The organism is Isoptericola sp. b515, assembly GCF_030588125.1.
GTDB lineage: Bacteria > Actinomycetota > Actinomycetes > Actinomycetales > Cellulomonadaceae > Isoptericola > Isoptericola sediminis.
In genome coordinates this window covers 1046992-1067151 of record NZ_JAUQYR010000001.1, presented here as the reverse complement: position 1 = coordinate 1067151, position 20160 = coordinate 1046992, and the positions used below count along the sequence as shown (strand labels likewise).

Annotated in this window: 14 protein-coding genes and 1 pseudogene; 5 read left to right on the top strand and 10 right to left on the bottom strand. The window is 74.1% G+C overall.

Going from position 1 to position 20160, the window contains the following annotated elements; all coding sequences use genetic code 11:
- Positions 1 to 16: 16 nt before the first annotated feature.
- Together Q6350_RS04855 and Q6350_RS04850 are read right to left on the bottom strand one after the other, a co-directional pair.
- Positions 17 to 883 (bottom strand): helix-turn-helix transcriptional regulator, encoded by an 867-nt coding sequence (locus Q6350_RS04855; RefSeq protein WP_305065550.1) that lies wholly within the window; start codon positions 881 to 883, stop codon positions 17 to 19.
- A gap of 211 nt (positions 884 to 1094) precedes the next feature.
- Positions 1095 to 2384 (bottom strand): NAD(P)/FAD-dependent oxidoreductase, encoded by a 1290-nt coding sequence (locus Q6350_RS04850; protein WP_304604809.1) that lies wholly within the window; start codon positions 2382 to 2384, stop codon positions 1095 to 1097.
- 192 nt (positions 2385 to 2576) lie between these two features.
- Here Q6350_RS04850 and Q6350_RS04845 point away from each other — a divergent pair, with 192 nt between their 5' ends.
- A complete protein-coding gene (locus Q6350_RS04845) occupies positions 2577 to 3731 on the top strand; it encodes an epoxide hydrolase family protein (RefSeq protein WP_305065548.1) in 1155 nt (384 codons plus the stop codon).
- Positions 3732 to 3758: 27 nt separating this feature from the next.
- Here the strand turns inward: Q6350_RS04845 and Q6350_RS04840 are convergent, their stop codons facing one another.
- The 6 genes from Q6350_RS04840 to Q6350_RS04815 form a co-directional block, all read right to left on the bottom strand.
- Positions 3759 to 4418: a response regulator transcription factor gene (locus Q6350_RS04840; RefSeq protein WP_304604807.1), complete on the bottom strand. Its 660-nt coding sequence runs from the start codon at positions 4416 to 4418 to the stop codon at positions 3759 to 3761.
- A complete protein-coding gene (locus tag Q6350_RS04835; protein ID WP_304604806.1) occupies positions 4415 to 5410 on the bottom strand; it encodes a sensor histidine kinase in 996 nt (331 codons plus the stop codon). The genes Q6350_RS04840 and Q6350_RS04835 overlap by 4 nt, the downstream gene beginning before the upstream one ends.
- Positions 5411 to 5504: 94 nt before the next feature.
- The gene (locus Q6350_RS04830; RefSeq protein ID WP_304604805.1) at positions 5505 to 6380 is read right to left on the bottom strand and encodes a UbiA family prenyltransferase; all 876 of its coding nucleotides are present in this window, start codon (positions 6378 to 6380) and stop codon (positions 5505 to 5507) included.
- Between the two features lie 123 nt (positions 6381 to 6503).
- A complete protein-coding gene (locus tag Q6350_RS04825; protein WP_304604804.1) occupies positions 6504 to 7763 on the bottom strand; it encodes an FAD-binding oxidoreductase in 1260 nt (419 codons plus the stop codon).
- Entirely contained in the window at positions 7760 to 8182 is a 423-nt protein-coding gene (locus tag Q6350_RS04820; RefSeq protein ID WP_304604803.1) for an SgcJ/EcaC family oxidoreductase, read from the bottom strand. The genes Q6350_RS04825 and Q6350_RS04820 overlap by 4 nt, the downstream gene beginning before the upstream one ends.
- Positions 8183 to 8240: 58 nt before the next feature.
- Positions 8241 to 13466 carry a type I polyketide synthase gene (locus Q6350_RS04815; RefSeq protein WP_305065543.1) on the bottom strand — a complete coding sequence of 1742 codons (5226 nt, stop codon included), beginning with the start codon at positions 13464 to 13466 and terminating at the stop codon, positions 8241 to 8243.
- A 177-nt stretch (positions 13467 to 13643) separates the two neighbouring features.
- On the opposite strand from Q6350_RS04815, the gene Q6350_RS04810 reads away from it, so the two are divergent.
- From Q6350_RS04810 to Q6350_RS04795, 4 genes and pseudogenes are all read left to right on the top strand, one after another.
- Positions 13644 to 15404 (top strand): (2,3-dihydroxybenzoyl)adenylate synthase, encoded by a 1761-nt coding sequence (locus tag Q6350_RS04810; protein ID WP_305065541.1) that lies wholly within the window; start codon positions 13644 to 13646, stop codon positions 15402 to 15404.
- Positions 15401 to 16417 carry a methyltransferase gene (locus Q6350_RS04805; protein WP_305065539.1) on the top strand — a complete coding sequence of 339 codons (1017 nt, stop codon included), beginning with the start codon at positions 15401 to 15403 and terminating at the stop codon, positions 16415 to 16417. Before Q6350_RS04810 ends, Q6350_RS04805 begins: the two co-directional genes overlap by 4 nt.
- Positions 16414 to 17712 (top strand): NAD(P)-binding domain-containing protein, encoded by a 1299-nt coding sequence (locus Q6350_RS04800; RefSeq protein WP_305065537.1) that lies wholly within the window; start codon positions 16414 to 16416, stop codon positions 17710 to 17712. The genes Q6350_RS04805 and Q6350_RS04800 overlap by 4 nt, the downstream gene beginning before the upstream one ends.
- Positions 17709 to 18401, top strand: a pseudogene (locus tag Q6350_RS04795) (thioesterase II family protein); the annotation flags it as partial. The gene Q6350_RS04800 and the pseudogene Q6350_RS04795, both read left to right, overlap by 4 nt.
- Positions 18402 to 18453: 52 nt before the next feature.
- Here the strand turns inward: Q6350_RS04795 and Q6350_RS04790 are convergent.
- Positions 18454 to 19713 (bottom strand): cytochrome P450, encoded by a 1260-nt coding sequence (locus Q6350_RS04790; RefSeq protein ID WP_305065535.1) that lies wholly within the window; start codon positions 19711 to 19713, stop codon positions 18454 to 18456.
- A 68-nt stretch (positions 19714 to 19781) separates the two neighbouring features.
- A complete protein-coding gene (locus Q6350_RS04785) occupies positions 19782 to 20156 on the bottom strand; it encodes a VOC family protein (protein WP_304603063.1) in 375 nt (124 codons plus the stop codon).
- Positions 20157 to 20160: the final 4 nt, after the last annotated feature.

The following is a 20160-nucleotide window of genomic DNA, read 5'->3' as shown; positions in this document are numbered from 1 at the left end:
CGAGCCGCCGAGCCGGCTACCGCCCTGGCGTGCCGCCAGGAGCGGGGGCCACTCCTCCAACCTGGCCGAGGACCATGTCCAGCGGGTATTCCCGGTTGCGCCGGACCGGAGGCGGCCCGGCTGGGTCGGCGTGCGTGCCGCCGAGAAGGACGGGCGGGTCGCAGGGCCGCGCAGACCGCATCCGCAGCCGCACCGGCAGCTGGCTGGTGCTGCTGTCGGCGTAGGCCGTCATCCGGGCGTCCGCACGCAACCACTCGACGTGGGCCCCGGGGCCCCGGTGCGCGACCCGGGCAAGGACCACGACCGTCCACTCCCCCGGCGGGAGCCCGTCGAGGTGGAACGCCCCGGGACCGTCGAGCCGCGTCGCAGCGACCGGTCGGCCCTGCACGATGCTGTCCTCGAACGCACCGACGAAGACGTCGCAGTCGGCCGTCTCCGCCGCCGCACCCAGGTCGACCTGCCCGCGGAGCTGTCCGGTCGCGGTGCCCTCGACCCTGTCGATGGCTCCCGGTCTGCCGCCGCACGCTCGCCACTGGCGCGGCGACACGCCCACCAGGGCCGAGAACCGCGTGCTGAAGGTCCCGACGCTGGAGTAACCCACCATGGTCCCGGCGTCGGCGATGGACAGGTCCGTGGTGAGCAGCATCGTGCTCGCCCGCTCCATCCGGAGCGCGGCGAGGAACCGGCGCGGGGTCGTGCCGACGAGCCGGGAGAACTCCCGGGTGAAGTGGAACTTGGAGTAGAACGTCCGGCTGGCGATGTCGGCGATCCCTGCGCCGCAGAACAGGTCCGCGCGCATCGCCAGCACGGCCTGCTCGACGGCCGCGGCGATGTTCGAGGTGTCGGGCACCGTATCCGGCAGGGCGGCTGTCGGTCGCGCCACCCCGAGCCTCGGTCGGGTCAAGCCCAGGAGTTCACCGTGCCGTACTGATTCGACGCTCATTGTCATCGCCTCTCGGTCGGTCGAGCCGGATACGTGCCCCCGTGCGACCGACGATGGGTGCGGGAGGACCTCGAGGACAGGGCCGAGCCGTTCTTTGTGCCCCGAAGATCAGGACATGACCCGGAAGGTGCCGAGATCTGACCCGATCGGGTCAGGCCGCCAGCGCCCGCGCGACGATCCCGGGCCGGAACAGGCTCGTCGGCTCCTCGAGGAGGCCGGCGACGCGGAGGAAGGCCTTCGCCACCACCGGGTCCTTGACCGCGCCGCGCTGGACCTGGGTGACGTACCTGTTCGCCATGCTCGTGGCGAGCGTGCGTCGACCCCGGACCGTGGGGAACCCGAGGTCACCGCCGGCGGCCAGGGTCCAGGGCGTGTCCACGACGCGCCCGAGCTGGCGGGCGAAGAGGCGGGCGTCGAACGCCCCGCGGTCCTCGAGATGGGCCCTCAGCCGTTCGGCCGCCATGGCGGCGACCGTCATCCCCTGCGCGTAGACGGGGTTGAACCGGGCGAACGCGTCGCCGACGACCGCGAAGCCCTCCGGCAGGCCGGTGAGCCGTTCGTACCGCCGCCGGGTGCTGGCCGGGAAGCGGAAGGAGTGCGGTTCCTCGATCCGGGACGCGGAGAGCACGGACCGGTACACCTCCGGGACGGGCAACGACCGCACGAACTCGAGGAAGCCGTCCCAGTCGCGCGGCGGGGCGTGGCGGCCCAGGCCGTTCAGGGACAGGGCGTACCGGTCGGTCAGACGCGCGTAGATCATGCCGCGTGGCAGCTCCGGGGTCATCGTCGAGACGATCGCGATGTCGTCCCCGATCGGGTCGAGCTCCGGAGCGATCTCGAACCCGCAGGTCGTGTACACGAGGTCCATCCGGACGGACTCCTCGGTGACCGTCCCGCAGCCGAGGGCCTCGAGCCACGCGGGCGTCCGGCTCGCCCGGCCGGCGGCGTCGACGACCATGTCGGCGTCGACGCGGGCGCCCGGCGTCGACACCCCGGTCACGGAGCGGCCCGTCGCGTCCAGCAGCAGCCCGTCGGCCTCCTCCCGCACGAACCGGACGTTGGGCAGGTCGAGGACACGGCCTCGCACGTAGCTCTCGAGCAACGGGCGTCCGGCGGCGACGCACATCATCCCCGCCGGCCCCTGCCGGAACCTGTCCGCCCCCCGGTGCCAGGCGACACTCGTGCCGAAGTCGAGGATCGGCACCCCGAGGTCCAGCAGGTCGTCCGTGAAGCCGGGCAAGAGGTCCTCGAAGATGTCGTGCCCCCGGGCGAGCAGCGCGTGGATGTGGTGGCCCTGCGGGGCGGCGCGACGGACGGTGTCGACGTCGGTCTCGTCCCGTTCGAGGATCGTGACGTGGTCGGCGTGGTCGGCGAGGACGCGGGCGGCGAGCAGGCCGGCGATGCTCCCGCCGACGACGACCGCGTGCGTGGCGACTGACATGTGGACCTCCGGGTCAGGGGGACTGTGGCGGTCCCACGCTGGCCCGTCGGCACCGGCCCCGGCCCTCCTGGCGTGCGGCGTCCCACGGCGGAGAACTTCCGACGTGCTCTGGCGGGCCCCGGGCGTTCCGCTGCTCCGTCGGAGGTCCTAGCGTGCGTCGCAACGTAGCCCTCGACCTCAGGAGTGCTTGGGATGAAACCCTTCTCGATCAACGTTCCGGACGCCGCCATCGACGACCTGCGCGCGCGGCTCGGTGCCGTGCGGTGGCCCGACGAGGGCCGTCGCGACGAGCACCAGGGCCCCGGGCAGCGCGGCCCCGAGCTGAGCCGCGTCCGCGACCTCGCCGGCCGGTGGGCGGACTTCGACTGGCGTGCGGCGGAGGCGAGGCTGAACAGGTTCCCCCAGTTCGTCGAGGAGATCGACGGCGTCGCGGTGCACTTCTTCCACGTGCGCTCCCCGCACGAGGGGGCCACGCCCATCGTCCTCACGCACGGCTGGCCCGGGAGCGCCGCCGACTTCGTCGACGTCGTCGAGCCCCTGACCGACCCGACGGCGCACGGCGGCGCCCCCGAGGATGCCTTCCACGTCGTGCTGCCCGACATCCCGGGTTTCGGGTTCTCCGGGAAGCCGACCGCCGGCGGCTGGACCATCCCCCGGGTCGCCGGCGCGTGGTCGCTGCTGATGGAGCGGCTCGGCTACGAGCGGTACATCGCCCAGGGTGGCGACCTGGGCGCCTGGATCACGGAGGCGCTGCTCACCACCGACCCCGCCGCCGAGGCGGCGCACGTGAACTTCCTCGTGACTCCCCCGCCGAGCGACGATCCCGACGTGATGTCGACGCTCGACCCCACGAGCCTGGCACGACTGGAGAGCCTCGGCGCGTTCATGGCCGACGGCTCGGCATACATGGCGCTGCAGGCCACCCGCCCGCAGACGCTCGCCTACGCGCTGACCGACTCACCGGTGGGTCAGCTCGCCTGGCTGCTCGAGAAGTACCACTCCTGGGCGGCCGGGCCCGACTCGTTGACGGTCCAGCAGATCCTGACCCACGCGTCGATCGCGTGGTTCACGCAGTCGGCAGGTTCGGCCGCGCATTTCTACGCGGACAACGCCGCACTGCTGCCGACGGCGCCCGTCCCGCCACCGGCCCCGCCGGTGCAGGAGAAGCCGTTCGGGGTGGGCGTCTACCGGGAGGACCCCGCCCCGCCGATCCGGGCCTTCGCGGAGCCGGGCTACCGCCGGCTCGTGCACTGGGCCGAGCACGACGGCGGGCACTTCGCCCCCATGGAGGTCCCCAGCACCTTCGTCTCCGACCTGCGCCGGTTCCGGGCCGCCCTTTCCGCGTGACGTCGGGCGAGGCACGCCCCCGAGCACTCAGCTCTCGCTCGGGGGCGTGCCCGCCTCGTGCTGGATCAGGCCCAGCTGGTAGGCGCGGCTGATCGCCCCGGCCCGGGTGGACGCCCCGAGCTCGCGGTAGACCTCGGCGAGGCGCCTCTTCACCGTCGCCTCCGAGACGTACATCTCCTGGGCGATCCACCTGTTGCTCCGCCCGGCCGCGATGTGGGCGAGCAGCTCGCGGTCCCCCGCGCGCAGCGAGACCTCCCGGTCGGGGCCGTCGAGCGCCCCCGGCACGACGCGGATCGTGCCGCCCCCGGAGCTGTGCGCGGCCGCCGTCAGCACGGAGCACAGGGTGGCCGCGTCGACCACCTTCGAGAGGTACGCGGCGATACCGAGGTCCTCGAGCTCGGCGACCCGGCGCTGCGACGCCTGCATGGAGAGCATGGCGATGCGGGTTCGCGGGCTGTCCTCGCGGATCCGCCGGACCAGGGCCGTCGCGGAACCCCCGGGCATGTGGACGTCGAGCACCGCGAGGTCCGGCTGGTGCTCACGGACGAGAGCGGATGCGGCCACGGAGTCGCCCGCCGTCGCGAGGACGCGGAACCCGGCGTCGTCGAGGATGAGCCTCAGCCCCTCGGAGAAGACCACGTGGTCGTCCGCGACGACCACGGTGAGTCCGCTGCTCGGCGTGGTCATGGCAACGGGACGACCAGCTCGACCGTGGTGCCGTGCTCCGGCGAGGACTCGACGACGGCCGATCCACCGAGGTGCTCCACCCGCTCGACCATCGAGCACATCCCGGTCCCGGACGAAGCGGTGCGTCGGCGCGCCGGGGACTCCGACGTTCCGGACATGCCGACGCCACGGTCCCGGACGACGGCCACCAGGTTGCTGTAGCGCACCGCCAGCCGGACGGTGATGTCGTCGGACCCCGAGTGCAGGAGCGCGTTGCGTACAGCCTCTCGGATCGAGAGGTACATCTGCTCACGGACCCAGGAGGGGACGTCGCGCACGTCGACGGGGTCGTCGACGTGGAGCGAGGCCCGCCCGTCGCCGCCGGCCTCGAGGTACTCCTGCAGCGCCACGACGAGGCCGTCCCGCGTGTGGTCGCTGCCGAGGTCGCGGGCCAGGTCCCTGATCATCTCCGCGGCGTCCTGCAGCTGCGTGCGCAACACGTCCAGGCTCGCCTCCGCCCCGGCGACCTCCCCACGGGCGAGCCGGATCTGCCGGACGTCGAGCTGCTGGAAGGCCAGCGCCAGCGCGTGGGCGGAACGGTCGTGGAGGTCCCGGGCGACGCGCAACCGCTCCGCCGAGTGCGCGTCGGCGATCTGCTGGAGGAGCACCCGGGCGTACGGGACGGCGGCGTCGCTCACGCGCCGCAGGATCGCCTCGAACAGCTCCCGCAGGAGCTGGGCGAGGTCCGAACCGCGGCAGCCCAGCTCGTCCGCGCCACGCACGACCACGGCGGCCACCACGTCGTAGAGCACGGACGCGCCGCGCAGGGAGTGGACGGGGTTGATCTGCTGAAGCGCTCGTGACCGGCCGACGTCCTCACTCGTCGTGTCCGGCGCGGCGTCCGGGAGGGCGAGAGCATCGAGGAGGGGATGCACCACGCTCCGCAGCTCGTCGCAGGGCAGGCGTCCCAGGGGGCTGTCCTCGGCCCGCAGGCGGTCCGCGTACGCGGTCACGATCTCCTCGCGGCGACCGTCCACATAGCGGCGTAGACCGTCCAGGCCCTGGGAATCATCTGCTGCCACCGGTTCCCCCCGAAGAATGAACTCCCTACAGATGTACCAATGTCCCGTGCGCCGCGAACTGCGTGTACATGAAGATCCGGTACGGCCACGCTGTCCGTAGCGCGACCTTAGCGCAGGTCACGCACAGTGTCGCGGTACCGAGGACGAGGGCCACCGCCGGGACGTGCAGGAACTCCCCGGACGCCGACAGCCCGGTGGCGGCCCCCACCATGACCGCCGTGACGAGCACGGCCGCCCCGGCGGCCAGGCCGGCCGTCAGGGCGGGCCCGCGCAGGACGGCGAGGGTCGCACGGCGCGCGGCGCGGTCCCCCTCGACGTCGGTGAGGTCCTTGAGCATCGAACCGACGCCCATCCACAGCGCCATGCACGTCGAGAACACCAGGTAGGCCGGCGTCAGATGCCCGCCCGAGGCGACGAGGCCGGCGTGGTAGGTCACGAGCCCACCGAGCACCACCACGACGAAGGCGGCCGGCGAGCTCGCCTTGGCGGGCCTCGCTCCCGACGAGTAGCCGATCCCGAGCGCCAGGGCGAACACGAGGTGGACGGCGAACACCCAGGACACGACGAGGCTCAGACCCACGGCCAGCAGGCCGCAGGCCCAGAGGGACGCCCGGGCGGTCCGGACGGAGAGCCGACCCGAGGCGACGGGACGTCGGGAGCCGTTGAGCTGGTCCGCCCGGACGTCCGTCACCCCGTTGAGGACGTAGACGGCGACGGTCATGAGGATCCACGCGACCAGACCCGTCAGGGTCCGCGGCGACAGGACCAGTCCGCCGCTGAGCAGCGCACCGGTGAGGTACCGGAGCGCGCCGATCGCCAGCACCTTCGGGCGCGCCTCGCGCAGCACCAGCGCTGCGGTGCGCACCCGGGAGCGGGCGGCCGCGCCACCTCGGCGGGCCACGGTGGATGGTGCGGAGGTCGTCGTCGGGCGCATCGTCGCCTCTCCCGTTGGTCCGTCAGGTGCGCTGAGCGTGTCGCACCGGCGGGCCGGAGGTCATCTTCTGATGTGCCCCGGTCCGCGCCGTCACCTCCCTCGACGCCTGAGGACGCCGCACGGTTCCGACGGGTCCAGCGCCGGCCCCGCCCCGTAGAGCACGCCGCCCGCCTCCACCACGAGCGCGGCCAGGTGCCGGTTCTCCGCCTGCATGCGCCGGAGCGCCGGACCGTCCCCGCGAGGGGCGGTCCGCTGCCAGCCGACGACCAGCGCGTGGCCGCTGTCGTCGCCGTGCACGGCGAGCCTGCGCAGGGCCGCGGCGATCGTCACCGTGACCATGAGCGTGCCGCCCGGGCCGAGCAGGTGGCCGGCGCCGCGACCCAGCAGCTCGTCCACGACCTCGCGACCCGGCCCGAGGGGCAGGATCATCTGCATCCGCGGGTGCGGGTTGTGCTGCCACCGGCCTCGCGCCCGCTCGGAGGCGACGACCCGGTCCGCTCGCGCGAAGAAGTCCAGCAGGTCCGACCTGCCTCGGGTCCGGTCCATGACCAGGGTCGACCCGTGGTCGTCCGGCTGGGCCAGGCGGGAGGTGAAGGTCGGCGCGCCGTCACGGCCCGGGGTGGCGAACCCTTCCAGCCAGTGGACGGTGCCGGTGTCGAGGAGGTTCCGCTGGACGTCGATGTGGTCCTGGAGGGTGCGGGTGACCACGTCCGACCGTCGCACGCGGCGCGGGACCGGGCGCAGGCTCAGCGTCGCGGTCGCGAGGATGCCGTGCCTCCCCTGACCCGTGAGCACGCGGTCGAGCACCGCACCGCCCCCGGGTACCTCCTGCGCCGCACCGTCGTCGGACACCACCGTGCCGCGCCGCACGTGGTCGGCCGTGGTGCCGCACCGGTGGCTGGCACCGTTGATGCCACCCATCGACAGGGTGCCGCCCACGGTGAGGTCCAGGTAGTCGGGCACCACCGCGGGCGCCCGGCGGCGCGGGAGGGTCGCTCGCAGCACGTCGCGCCAGGTCGCGCCGGCGTCCACCGTGACGGCGTCGTCGGTGACCTCACGCACGCGGCGCAGTCCGCTCAGGTCGACGAGGGCCGAGTCGTCGAGGACCGTCTGGCCGTCCACGCTGTGCCCCCGGCCCCGCGGGACGACCACCCGTCCGTCCGCGGCGGCCTCGGCCACCGCCTCCCGGAGGCTCCGCGGGGACCGCGGCTGGTACACGACGGCCGGGCGGCCGAAGACCTGCCGTCCGAAATCGGTGAGCTGCTCCCCGGGAGCACCCCCCGCCGGGGTGCGGACCGGTCGTCCCCCGCGGAGGACGACCGGTCCGACACCCGGGCTGGGCTCGCTCAATGCTTGGGGCTGTTCTGGTACGCGGCCAGCTTCCACCCCTGGTCCTCACGGACGAGCAACCAGGAGGCGCGGACGGCGTCGTCGTCCGCGACGGCGTCGGCGCCCGCCCGGGCGACGCCACCCTCGGTCAGCATCAGGGCGATGTCCTGGCTCAGGTAGCGGACCTGGAACGGGGTCCCCGAGACCTGGGTCCCCCGGTAGGGTCCGGCGAACGCCCGCTGCATGAACTCGCGGATGGCGGCGCGGCCGGTGGCGAAGCTGCCCGGCAGGATCATCGTGCCGTCCTCCGTGAACACGTCGGCAAAGGCGTCGGCGTCGTGCGCGGCCCAGGCCCGGATGATCCGGGCCGGGACGTCGACGAGCGGAGCCCAGGCCTCGGGCACGGCGGGGTCGGCCTCGTACGTCGTGGGAGCGGTCATGGTCACACGTCCTTTCTTCTGCACCAGGTGCGTCGTGGGTGGATGTCGGGCGGACCGATCAGTGCTGCGCGGCCAGCTCGTGGGGTCCGTCCCCTTCCTCCGCGGCAACGCGCGCGCCCTGCAAGACCTCGTGGACGTAGCCGCCGAGGTCGTGCACGGTGGGCTTGGCCCAGAGGATGGTGGGAGGGAAGTCCAGCCCGAACCGCCGCTGGAGGCGGGCCCGCAGGGCGATCGCCATGATCGAGTCGACCCCCAGCTCGACCAGCGGTCGACGGTGTCCCAGATCGTCCTTCGCGAGCCGGAGCTCGGCCGCCACGACGTCATGGACGACGTCGGTGACCGCCGTCCGCGCCTCGGCGGGCGCGAGGGCGGGGTCCGGGCGGTAGACGTCGGACTCCTCGGGGGGTGCCGCCTCGTGCTCCAGGTCGCGGAACATGGGCGGCACGGCGAGCCCCGGCGAGACCGGGAGCGCCCGCAGGACGGCCTGGTAGGACCCCGCGAACCGGTCGGCGAAGGACCAGGCCTGCAGCGCCTCGCTCGCCGAGACGGCGTCGAGCCCGCGCATGTTGCCCTCGACCATCGTGGTGGTGAGCTCCGCCGACAGACCGAGACCGCGCCACGAGGTCCAGGCCAGGGACACGGCACCGCGCTCCCCGGCCTCCGCCCGCACCTGGACCAGCGCGTCGAGGAACGAGTTCGCGGCGGCGTAGGCGCCCTGCCCCGACAGGTGGGCGAGCTGGCCGCAGGAGGAGAAGCCGATGAAGAAGTCCAGGCTCCCCGGCGGGAAGATCTCGTGCAGGGTCCAGGCCCCCAGCGACTTGGCGCCGAACACCTGCCGCACGCCGGCGAGCGACATGTTGTCGATCAGGGCGTCGTCCACGCCGCCGGCGGCGTGCACGATCCCGGTGATCGCCGGGTTGGCGGCGTCGTGCTCTGCGACGAACCGACGGACCGCGTCGGCGTCGGTCAGGTCCAACGACCTGACCTGCACGGAGACCCCGGCGGCCTCGAGGGCCGCGACGGCCTCAGCGGCGCGGCGCAGGGCAGGGTCGGCGAGCTGCCCCCAGGTCTGCCGCGGTGGCAGGCCCCGACGCCCGACCAGGACGAGCCGGCGGGCGCCTCGGGAGACGAGCCACTGCGCCGCCTCCAGGCCCAGCGCCCCGAGGCCACCGGTCACGAGCACCGAGCCGGAGGGTGAGCAGCGCAGGGGCTCGCCGTCCTCCGCCCGGGTGATCCGCGTCAACCGCGGGACCTGCACGGTCCCGTCGGGAGCGACGTGGACCACGTCCTCCCGACCCGCGGCTCCCTCCAGGACCCGCGCGAGGGTGGCGCCGTCCAGGTGGTCGACCGAGGGGACGTCGACGACGCCGCCCCAGACCTCGGGGTGCTCGCCCGCGACGATCCGGCCCAGCCCCCAGGCGGCGGCCTGAGCCACCTGGTCGACCCCGTGCGGCGAGCGGACACCCTCGGTCAGGAACCAGACCTTCGACGACGCTCCCGTCGGCGCGAGGTCGATGGTCCCGAGAAGGGTCTCCGCCGTGCGCTGGGTCAGGGCGACCGCGTCCTCGGGGTCCGTGACGGTGGTGGGAGCAGCCACCACCAGCACCAGCTCGGCCGCCACGGGGCCGCCGGTCACCGTCGCCGCCACGCCCGCGCGGCCGAGCGCCGCCGCGACCTTCGTGGCCCGCGGCCCGTCACCGACCACGGCGACGCAGGCCGGCAGCGGCGCGGGCGCGGCGACCGGCTCGTCGGGCGCGCGCCACACGACCTCGTGGACCAGCTCCTGCGGGTTCGCCGCCTCCAGGCGCTCCACCGAGCTGAACGCGAGGCCCCGTACGCGGGCGACGACGCGGCCGTCGCTGCGGGCGACGTCGACGTCGACGCTGTCGTCCGGCGAGCCCGGCGACCTGCGGGTGTGCACCACGATGCGGGCCGGCGGTTCCCCGCTGACCGCCACGCTCTCGATCGCCCGCGACATCCACAACGTCCGGGCGTCGACGGGTGTCACCAGGGTCGCGCTGATGGTCAGCGCACCGTCGACGACGTGCGCCCAGGAGGTCGCGGCGTCAGCGTCGGCGACGAGCGTGAGGACGGCCAGCTGCTCGTCCGACGACCGGTGCAGCTCGTCCAGGCTCCACGGGAACGCGTAGCCGCCCACGCCCATGTTGTGGAACATGGCGTCCAGGCGGTCCCAGTCCCCGAGCGGGAGGTGCGCGCGGAGCTCTTCGGGGTCGACCCGGCCCTGGAGCGGTTCGCGCGCGGGCTCCAGCACCGCGGTCGAGTGCAGGATCCAGTGGTCGCCGGAGCCGGTGTCGTCGTCGGCCACCCGGGACGAGAGGGAGATCCCCTGCCCTTCCCGCACGACCTGCACCGTGCGCGCCGGCTCGACCGCCAGGGGCGTACGGAGCACGACGTTGCGCAGGACCACGTCGTCCGGTGCGCCGCCCGCGGCCTTGAGGAACGAGTTGAGGACCGACGCGGCGGGCGTGACCTCCACCCCGTCGAGCGCGTGGTCGAGCGGGTAGGGCCGGGTTTCCCGGTCGAGGCGCGTCTGCCAGACCTGCCGCGCCGGGACGCCGCCGACGGCGTGGTGGCCACCGAGCAGGTCGTGGGCCTCGGGGTCGTGTCCGGCACCGGACCGGGACGGTGCCGAGTCCTCGAAGAGCCAGTAGGGACGGTGCTGCCACACGACACCGGGGAGCCCGAGCGGTTCCCGGGGCCGGTCCGTCCAGGCGGGCACCGGGCCGGCGCAGAAGAGCTCGCCGAGCGCGTGCAGGACGTCCCGCGGCGCACCGGCACCGCGCCGGAGCGTCGCGACGACGGCGACCTCCTCGCCCCGCTCCGCGGCGACCTCCAGCACGGAGTGCGCGACGACCGGGTGGGAGGAGACCTCGAGGAAGACGCGGTAGCCGTCCTCGAGTGCGGCGTCGACCGCCCCGGCGAACCGCACGGTGTCCCGCAGGTTCCGTCCCCAGTAGCCGGCGTCGCGCAGGCTCCCGTCCCGCGGGTCCTCCAGCGTCGTGCTGTAGAGGAGCACCGCCGCCGGCCGTGGCCGCAGGTGCCCGGCCGCGGCGACGACCTCGTCCAGGACCGGGTCCACCTGCGGGCTGTGGAACCCGAGATCCGTGGCGACGGGCCGCACGGGCAGGCCCTCGGCGCCCCAGTCGCGGACCACGGCGGCGACGGCGTCGGCGTCGCCGGACACGACCGTGGACCGGGGGGCCGCCGCGATCGCCGCCACCACCCCCGGTACGTCGCGCAGGCGCTCGCCCGCCGTCGCCAGGTCCAGGCCGACCATCGCCATCGCCCCGTCGCCCGCGACCGTTCCCAACGCCCGGGCCCGACGGCAGGCGAACTGCCCGGCCTCGTGCAGGTCGAGGACTCCGGCGGTGGTGGCCGCCGCGATCTCCCCGACGGAGTGCCCGACGACGGCCGCCGGCTCGTGCCCGTGGGCCCGCCAGGTCGCGGCGAGACCCGCCTGGACGGCGAACGTCAGAGCCTGGACCTCGGCCGTGGTCCACGGCCCGCCACCGGCCAGCATCTCCCGCGGGCTCTGCCCGAGCTCCTCGGTGAAGACGGCGGCGAGGTCGTCGATCACGCCGGTGAAGGCGGTGTCGACGTCGAGCAGCTCCTGCCCCATGCCCTCCCACTGCGCGCCGTGCCCGGAGAAGACCCAGACGGCGCCGCGCTCCGCCCCGGGCACCACCCGGCCGGCGACCACGTCTCCGCTCGTCTCGCCGTCCTCCGCCCTGGCGAGGCCGTCGGCGAGCGCATCCACGTCGCGAGCCACCACGGCCGTCCGCTCGGACAGGTGGGACCGGCCGGCCCGGAGCGTGCGCACCACGTCGTCCAGGTCGGGCTCGTGACGCGCCAGCCACCTCGCCGTCGCCCCCGCGAGCGCCCGGACCCCCGTGCGGGTGGTCGACGAGAGCGGGACGAGGACCGGGCGGGCACCGGTGGCCGGGACGAGGTCCGCCGCGGCCCGTACCGGTGCCTCCTCGAGGACCAGGTGCGCGATCGTGCCGCCGACCCCGTAGTTCGACACACCGGCACGACGGGGGGTGGCGCCCGGAGCCCAGTCGACGGCCTCGGCAGCCAGCCGCAGCCCGTTGCGTCCCCAGTCGGTGCGCGTGGTGGCCCTGCTGTGCAGGCTGGGCGGGATCGTCCCGTGCCGCAGGGCGAGGACCACCTTGAGGATGCCCGCCATGCCGGACCCGCCCTCCACGTGACCGATGTTCGGCTTCACCGAGCCCACCACGCAGGGCACGTCACGACCGGCACCCACCACCCGGGCGAGCGCGTCGAGCTCGGCGGCGTCCCCCGTCGGCGTCCCCGTGCCGTGGGCCTCGACATAGCCGACGGTGGCGGGGTCGATGCCGGCACGGGCGTACACCGTCCGCAGCATGTGGGCCTGGGCGTCCGCGTTGGGCGCCATCATGCCGTCGGAGTGCCCGTCCTGGAACACGCCGCTGCCGCGCAGGACGGCGTGGACCCGGTCCCCGTCCCGCTCGGCGTCGGCGAGACGCTTGAGGACCAGCACGCCCGCGCCCTCGCCGCGGCCGTACCCGTCGGCCGCGTCGTCGTAGGCCTTGCTGCGTCCGTCCGGCGCCAGGGCTCCCGCGCCCTCCAGGGCGACGTTGAGGGCGGGGGTGGAGATGATGTTGAGACCGCCCACGATCGCGACCGTGGTCTCCCCGCCCCGCAGGGCCTGGCAGGCGACGTGCACGGCCGTGAGCGACGCGGCGCAGGCGGTGTTCACCGCCATGCTCGGACCGCGGGTGTCGAGGAAGTAGGAGACCCGGTTCGCGATGCCGTAGTCCGTGGTGCCGTTGACGGCGTAGGGACCCGTCCGGGACATGTCCTCGAGCAGCCGTCGACCGTAGTCGGTGGAGTTGACCGCCGCGTAGACCGCCGCGTCGGACCCACGCAACGACGTCGGCGGGATGCCCGCGTCGACCAGCGCCTCCCACGACAGCTCGAGCATGAAGCGCTGCTGCGGGTCGAGGTAGGCGGCCTCCTTCGGCGTAATGCCGAAGAACTCGGCGTCGAACCCGTCGATGTCGTCCAGGTAGGACCCCAGCAGCGTGGTGCCACGCAGGACCGCCGTGGCCTCCGGGGAGGCGTCCGCGTAGGCACGCCACCTCTTCTCCGGCATCGGTCGGACCGTCGACCGCGACTGCAGGAGGAAGTCCCACAACGCCGCGGGGGTGTCGAGGTCCGGGGCGAACCGGCAGCTCATCCCGACGATGGCGACGGCGTTCTCGTCGTCCAGATAGTGGCTCAAGGACCTGTCCTTCCGTCGTGCCCGGCCGCCGGCACGCGGTGTGCGCCAGCAACTCCGAAGACTCCACCGACCCGCCGGCTCCATAGGTTCGAGTCGCTTGCCTCGAGTCTCGCGACACGAGCCCGCCAGCCGCACCTCTTGACGTGCGATCACCACCGGACCGAGGAGGACCGCCCGATGCCAGTCGACAGACCCGCCCACGACGCTCCCGCCTGGCCACCACGGTTCGCCGCGGCGTACCGCCGGGACGGCGTGTGGGACGACGCCACCCTCTTCGAGCTGCTCGTCGACGCCGCCACCCGGCACGCGACCCGGGAGGCGCTCGTCGACGGCGGACGGACCTGGACGCACGCCGAGCTGGTGGTGGAGGTGGAGGCGCTCGCCGCCGGCCTGCGCACCCGGCTCGACGCCGGTGACCGCGTCGTGGTCCAGCTGCCCAACTGCGCGGAGGCGGTGCTGACCACGCTGGCCTGCTTCGCGGCCGGGACGGTGCCGGTCTGGACGCTGCCGCAGCACCGGGAGCACGAGCTGGCAGCCCTCGCGGGGCACTGCGGTGCCCGCGCCCTCGTGACGAGCGGCACGTACCGGGACTACGACCACGAGGCCCTGGGCCACCGGGTCCGCGACCGACTCGGCCATCTCGAGCACGTCGTGGTCGTGGGGGAGCCGCGCGACCCGCGGTCGGTGCGGTTCACGGACCTCCCCCGCGGTGCCGGCGGTTCGTCCCCCCTGGTCCGGCGGGGTCCGGCGTCGGCCGACGAGATCGCGGTGCTCATCCCGTCCGGCGGCACCACCGGGGCCTCGAAGGTCGTGCCGCACACGCACAACGACCTCGGGCACATGCTGCGCGCGGCGGGCGCGGCCTGTCGGTTCGACCACACGAGCCGGTACCTGGTCGTGCTGCCCGTCGGGCACGGCTTCGCCAACACCGGCCCCGGGATCCTGGGGACGCTCGTCGCCGGCGGGACCGTGGTGGTCAGCCCCTCCCCCGCACCGGAGACCGCGCTGCGGCTCGCCGTCCGGCACCGGGCCACCGCCACCAGCGTCGTACCGGCCGTCCTCGCGCGGTGGGTCGAGCACCTCGAGGCGCACCCCGACGAGGCGCCCTCGTTCGTCCTGGTGCAGAGCGGGGCGGCGTACCTCGCCCCGGGGCTCGCCGCCGCCGCGGAACGCCTCACCGGGTGCGTCGTCCAGCAGGTCTACGGCATGTCCGAGGGCATGACGTGCGTGACCCGTGTCGACGACCCGCTGGAGGTCCGCCGGCACACCCAGGGCACGCCGATCAGCCCCGCCGACGAGCTGCGTGTCGTGGACGACGACGGCGTCGAGGTCCCGGACGGGCACGTCGGGACCCTCTCGGCGCGCGGCCCCTACACGATCCGGGGCTACTACCGGTCGCCGGAGGCGGACCGGCGAGCATTCACCCCGGACGGCTGGTACGTGACCGGGGATCTCGTCGTTCGACGTCCGGACGGGCGCGTCGTCGTCAAGGGCCGGACCGGCGACACCATCAACCGGGGCGGGGAGAAGGTCTCTGCGGACGAGGTGGAGCAGATCCTGCGCGAGCACGGGGACATCGACGAGTGCGCGGTCGTGGCGATGCCGCACGACGCCTACGGCGAGGAGGTGTGCGCGTTCGTGGTCTGCGGCAGCCGCGCCGTCGGGCACGACGAGGTCGTGGAGCACCTGCGGGCGGCCGGGCTGGCGGAGTTCAAGCTGCCGAAGCAGGTGTTCCCGCTGCACGCACTGCCCCTGACCGGCATCGGCAAGATCGACCGTCGCAGGCTGCGCGCCGTGGCGGCGCGGGCACAGGACGCCGCGCGCCCCTCCCCGGTTGCGCCGTCGGGGACGGAGCCTTGTCGAGCCCCCGCCGCAGCCCTAGCGTCCGTCACGGTGGCACCGCACGAGGGACCCACCGGGAACGAGGGGCGTCCATGACCGACGGACCGCGGCTGCGGGCGATGGCGGATCTCGCCACGCCCATGTCCATCCGGGTCGGTGCCACGCTGGACGTGGCCGACCACGTCGCCGCCGGCGCGGCGACCGCCGCGGCGGTCGCCGACCGCTGCGGCGCCCACGCACCCGCTCTCGAGCGGCTCCTGTTGCACTGGGCGTGGCTGGGGCTGCTGCACCGGGACGCCGACGGCACGTACTCGCTCACAGAGCTCGGCGCAGAGCTGCGCTCGGACCACCCGGCCGGCCGCCGCGACTGGCTGGACATCCGGGGCAGCGTCGGGCGGGGCGACCTCGCGTTCGTCGAGCTGCTGCACACCGTGACGACCGGGGGGTCGGCCTACCGCGCCCGCTACGGCCACGGGTTCTGGGACGACCTCGCCGCGGACGCGGGCCTGCGTGCTTCCTTCGACGCGCTGATGCAGCGTCACGTGGCGGACGACGCGGCCCGGATCGCGGACGCCTACCCGTGGTCGGCGCACCGGGTGGTCGTCGACGTCGCGGGGGGTAACGGCACCCTGCTCGCCCGGATCCTGCGCGCGAACCCCGGTCTGGCCGGGATCGTCGTCGAGCTCGACGAGCCGGCCGCCCGGGCGCGGGAGACCTTCGCCGCGGAGGACCTGCGCGACCGGGCCGACGTCGTCGTGGGTTCCTTCTTCGAACCCCTCCCGGCGCGCGGCGACGCCTACGTGCTCTCGGCGGTGCTGCACGACTGGGACGACGAGGCCTGCGGCCGGATCCTGCGGATCTGCCGGTCCGCCATGACCGAGACCGACCGGCTGCTCGTGGTCGAGGCCGTCGGCCCCGACGGAGAGTCCGTCGACCCCCGGATGGATCTGCGCATGCTCGCCTACACCGGCGGCAGGGAGCGCGGCGTGACCGAGCTCGAGTCACTTGCTGCGGCTGCCGGCCTGGAACGGGTCCGGACGCACCCCGTGCCGGGCAGCCGCTACATGGCGGTGGTCGAGCTCCGACCGACGGGGAGGCAGGACCCGTGACCGTGCTGATGATCGGCGCGCAGCTCGGGGCGGTTCCCGACGACGACCTCGACCGCCTCGCGCTCGACCCGGCTGCGGAGGATCGTCTCGCCGCCGACCTGTCAGCCTCCGGCGTCGTGGACGGCGTCTTCGTGCTGAGCACCTGCCAGCGCACGGAGGTGTACGTCTCCACCGGCGACCCGCTCGCCGCCACCGCGGTGGTGGAGCGCGCCTGGACCGCCGCGACCGGACGCGATCGCGGCTCCCCGGCCGGGGTGCCGTGCCTCCGGACCGGTGCCGATGCGGCGGCCCACCTGTTCGCCGTGGTCGGCGGCCGCCGGTCGGCGACGCCGGGCGAGACCCACGTCGTGGACCAGGTCCGCGGGGCGCTGTCCCGGGCGCAGCACCGCGGCCGCCTCGGCGGTGAGCTGAACAGCCTGGTGCAGCAGTCCCTGCGGACCGGCCGACGGATGCGGGCCCTCGACGGGCCGACGGGGGGCGACGACCTGGCGGACCGCGCGCTCCAGGTCGCCCTCGCGCGCCACCGTCCCGGCCCCGGCACCCGGGTCCTGGTCGTGGGCGCCGGCACGGTCGGCCGGGAAGCGGCCACGGCGGCCGCCCGGCGGGGCACGGACGTCACCGTCCTGAGCAGGACGACGGCCCGGGCGCGGCTCGTCGCCGAGGAGGTGGGCGGGCGGTGCGCGACAGGGTCGCTGGGCGCTGCCCTGGTCGCGGCGGAGGTGGTCGTCACGGCCACGTCGTCACCGGCGCCCCTGATCGACCTCACCGCCGCTCGCACGGCGCTGCGCGCCCGGGACGGCCGTCCCCAGGTCTACGTCGACCTGGCCCGCCCGCGCGACGTTGTCACCACCGTGGCGCGACTCCCCGGCGTGCAGCGGATCGGCCTCTCGGACCTGCTGGTCACCGGGCAGGAGCCCCGGTGCTCCGCCGTCGCCGAGTCGGACGCCGCGGACTGGGAACGGACCCGGCGCGCTGCCGCGGCCGGGCCCGTGGTGCGGGCCCTGCGGGACAGGGCGATGGAGGCGGTCGAGGACGAGGTCCGCAGGGTGACGCGCCCGTCCGGGTCGCCCGAGGACGCTGAGGTGCTGCGCAGGTCTCTCCGGCGCGTCGTCAACCGGCTGCTGCACACGCCGATGGAGCGCGCCCGGGCGCACGCCGCGGACGGGACGCTCGCCCGGTACGAGTTGTTGCTCGACGACCTCTTCACCCCACCTGGGACCACCGCCGACCGGCGTCGGCGCTTGGACCGCAACCCGGAAGAAGTCACGCCTCGACGAGAGCAAGTGATGAGATGACGACGGAGGCTCCGACCGTGCACGACGCACCCGCCTGGTTCGCCCTCTACCCCTACGGCGGCGGAGGTGTGGCGAGCTACCGCCCGATGGCCCCGATGCTCGTCGGGCACCACACCCACGTCCCCGAGCTCCCCGGGCGCGACCGCCGGCACCAGGAGGCGGCCCACACGACGTTCCCCGCGCTCGCCGACGACCTGTGGCGCCAGCTCGCGCCCGAGCTCGAGCACCGGGACCCGAGCGACCTCGTCCTGTTCGGGTACAGCCTCGGCGGCATGATGGCGGCCGAGATGGCGCGCCGTGTCGAGGCGGGGGGCGGTCGGGTCCGCGCCCTGGTCGTGGGCGGTGCCGCCGCACCTGACCGCTGGGACCACTCGGGCATCGCCGACCTCACCGACGACGAGTTCGTCGCGCGCTTCCGTCGCCTCGGGATCGCACCCGCCGAGGTCCTCGACGACGAGTGGATGGTGGCGCTGTTCATGTCGGTCTGGCGGGCCGACGCCCGGGTGGCCGAGTCCATCGTCCCGGCCCGGGACTTCGTCCTCGGCTGCCCGGTGCACGCGGTGGTGGGTGACCGGGACCCGCTCGCCGGGCAGGAGGACGTCGAGGCCTGGGCCCGGATCGGCGGCCCCGGGTCGTCGTGGGCGACGATCCGGGGGGACCACGGGACGATGATCCGGAATCCCGTCCACGCCGCCCGCCTGCTGCGCGCCGCCGCCGCACCGGCCCGCAACGTCGCGGCCGTCAGATGGTCACGCCGGTCCGGGCGCCGAGGCGGACCGGGATGCTCGCGTAGCCGTTCACGACGAAGCTGCCCTGCGGCTGGAGCTCGCTGCGCGGCTGGGCGAGCTCCATGTCGGGGAAGCGCTCCATGACGGCCGGCAGCGCGATCTTCGCGGCGAGCGTGGCGAGGCGTGCGCCGAGGCAGTAGTGGACCCCGAACCCGAAGGAGAGGTGCTGCTTGTTCTCCCGGTCCACGTCGAACACGTCCGCCGTGTCCCCGTGGACCCCCGGGTCCCGGCCCACGCCGGCGAAGTCGACGAGGATGACGTCTCCCCGCTTCATGGACACGCCGCCGATCTCGCAGTCCTCGACAGCGAACCGGAAGGGCAGGTGCGCCACCGGCGACTCGACGCGGAGCGTCTCCTCGAAGACGTCGTCCCACGACGTGTCCCCCTCCCGGAGGTCCCGGCGCAGCTGCGGGTCCTCCAGGACGTGCAGGAGCGAGTGGGCGAGCCCGTTGACGAGGGTCTCCGAGCCGGCGCCGAGCAACAGGTGCAGGGTCCCGATCATCTCGTCGTCGGACAGCCGGGAGCCGTCCTCCTCCTTGGCCGCGATCAGGCCCGAGGTCAGGTCGTCGCCCGGGTTGACCTTCTTGTACTGGACCAGCTCGGCGATCGCGTCCTGCCACTGCCCGAGGTTGGCCTCGGCCTCCTCGTTGCTCAGGGTGGTCTCGACGTTCTTGTGACCTCCGGCGAGGACGTCCGCGCGACGGTCGTCGGGCACGCCGAAGAGGTCGCACATGAGCTGCGTCGGCAGCTCCATGCAGAACATCCCCCGCAGGTCGACGACCGTGCCGTCGCGGCCGGCGTCCTCCAGGCGGTCGAGGAGCTCGGTGACACGTTCCTCGATGTGGCCCCTCATCTTCTCGACCCGTCGTCCGGTGAAGGCCTGGAGCAGGAGCTTGCGCAACCGGGCGTGGTCGGCGCCGTCGTTCGTCGCGAGGGTGTTCATCGCCGCCCACGTGATCAGCGGCCAGCCGTCCGAGATCCGGCCCTCCATGAAGTCCGGCCAGTTGCGCCTCGGGTCCTTGGAGAACAGCTCCTGGTTGCCCATCATCTCCTTGGCGACGGCGTAGTCGTGGACGGACCACGCCAGGACGCCGTCGGGGAGCTCGACGCGCGCGATCGGTCCCTGCTCGCGCAGCCGACGCGTCTCGCCGTGCGTGTCCAGGCCCTGCGGGTCGAGGACGTACGGGCACGTGGGTGTTGCAGTCGAAGTCATGGACGTACCTTCCGTTGCGATGTGCGGAGGACGACGGGCGGGGGCCACGCCGCGGCGGGTTGCGGTGGTCAGGGACCCTGGAGACCGACGGTGTTGCCGTCCAGGTCACGGATGGCCGCGATCCGGCCCATCGGTGTGGGCGCGGGCTGCATCACGACCGTGGCACCGAGCTCCGCGGCGCGGTCGAGCGCCGCCTGGATGTCGTCGACGGGGAAGTACGGGACGAGCCCGACGTACGGGGCGCCCTCCGTCGCGTGCCCGATGCCGCCGGAGGGCGGTCCGTCGCCGGCCGAGACCATGGCGTAGTCCTCGCCGTCCAGGGGACTGATGGACCACCCGAAGAGGTCGCGGTAGAAGTCCTGGGTGCGCTGCGGGTGTCGGCTGGAGATGTCGAACCACACCGCCTGCGCCGGGGAGCTGGTGCGCGTGCTGTCGTTGCTCATGCTC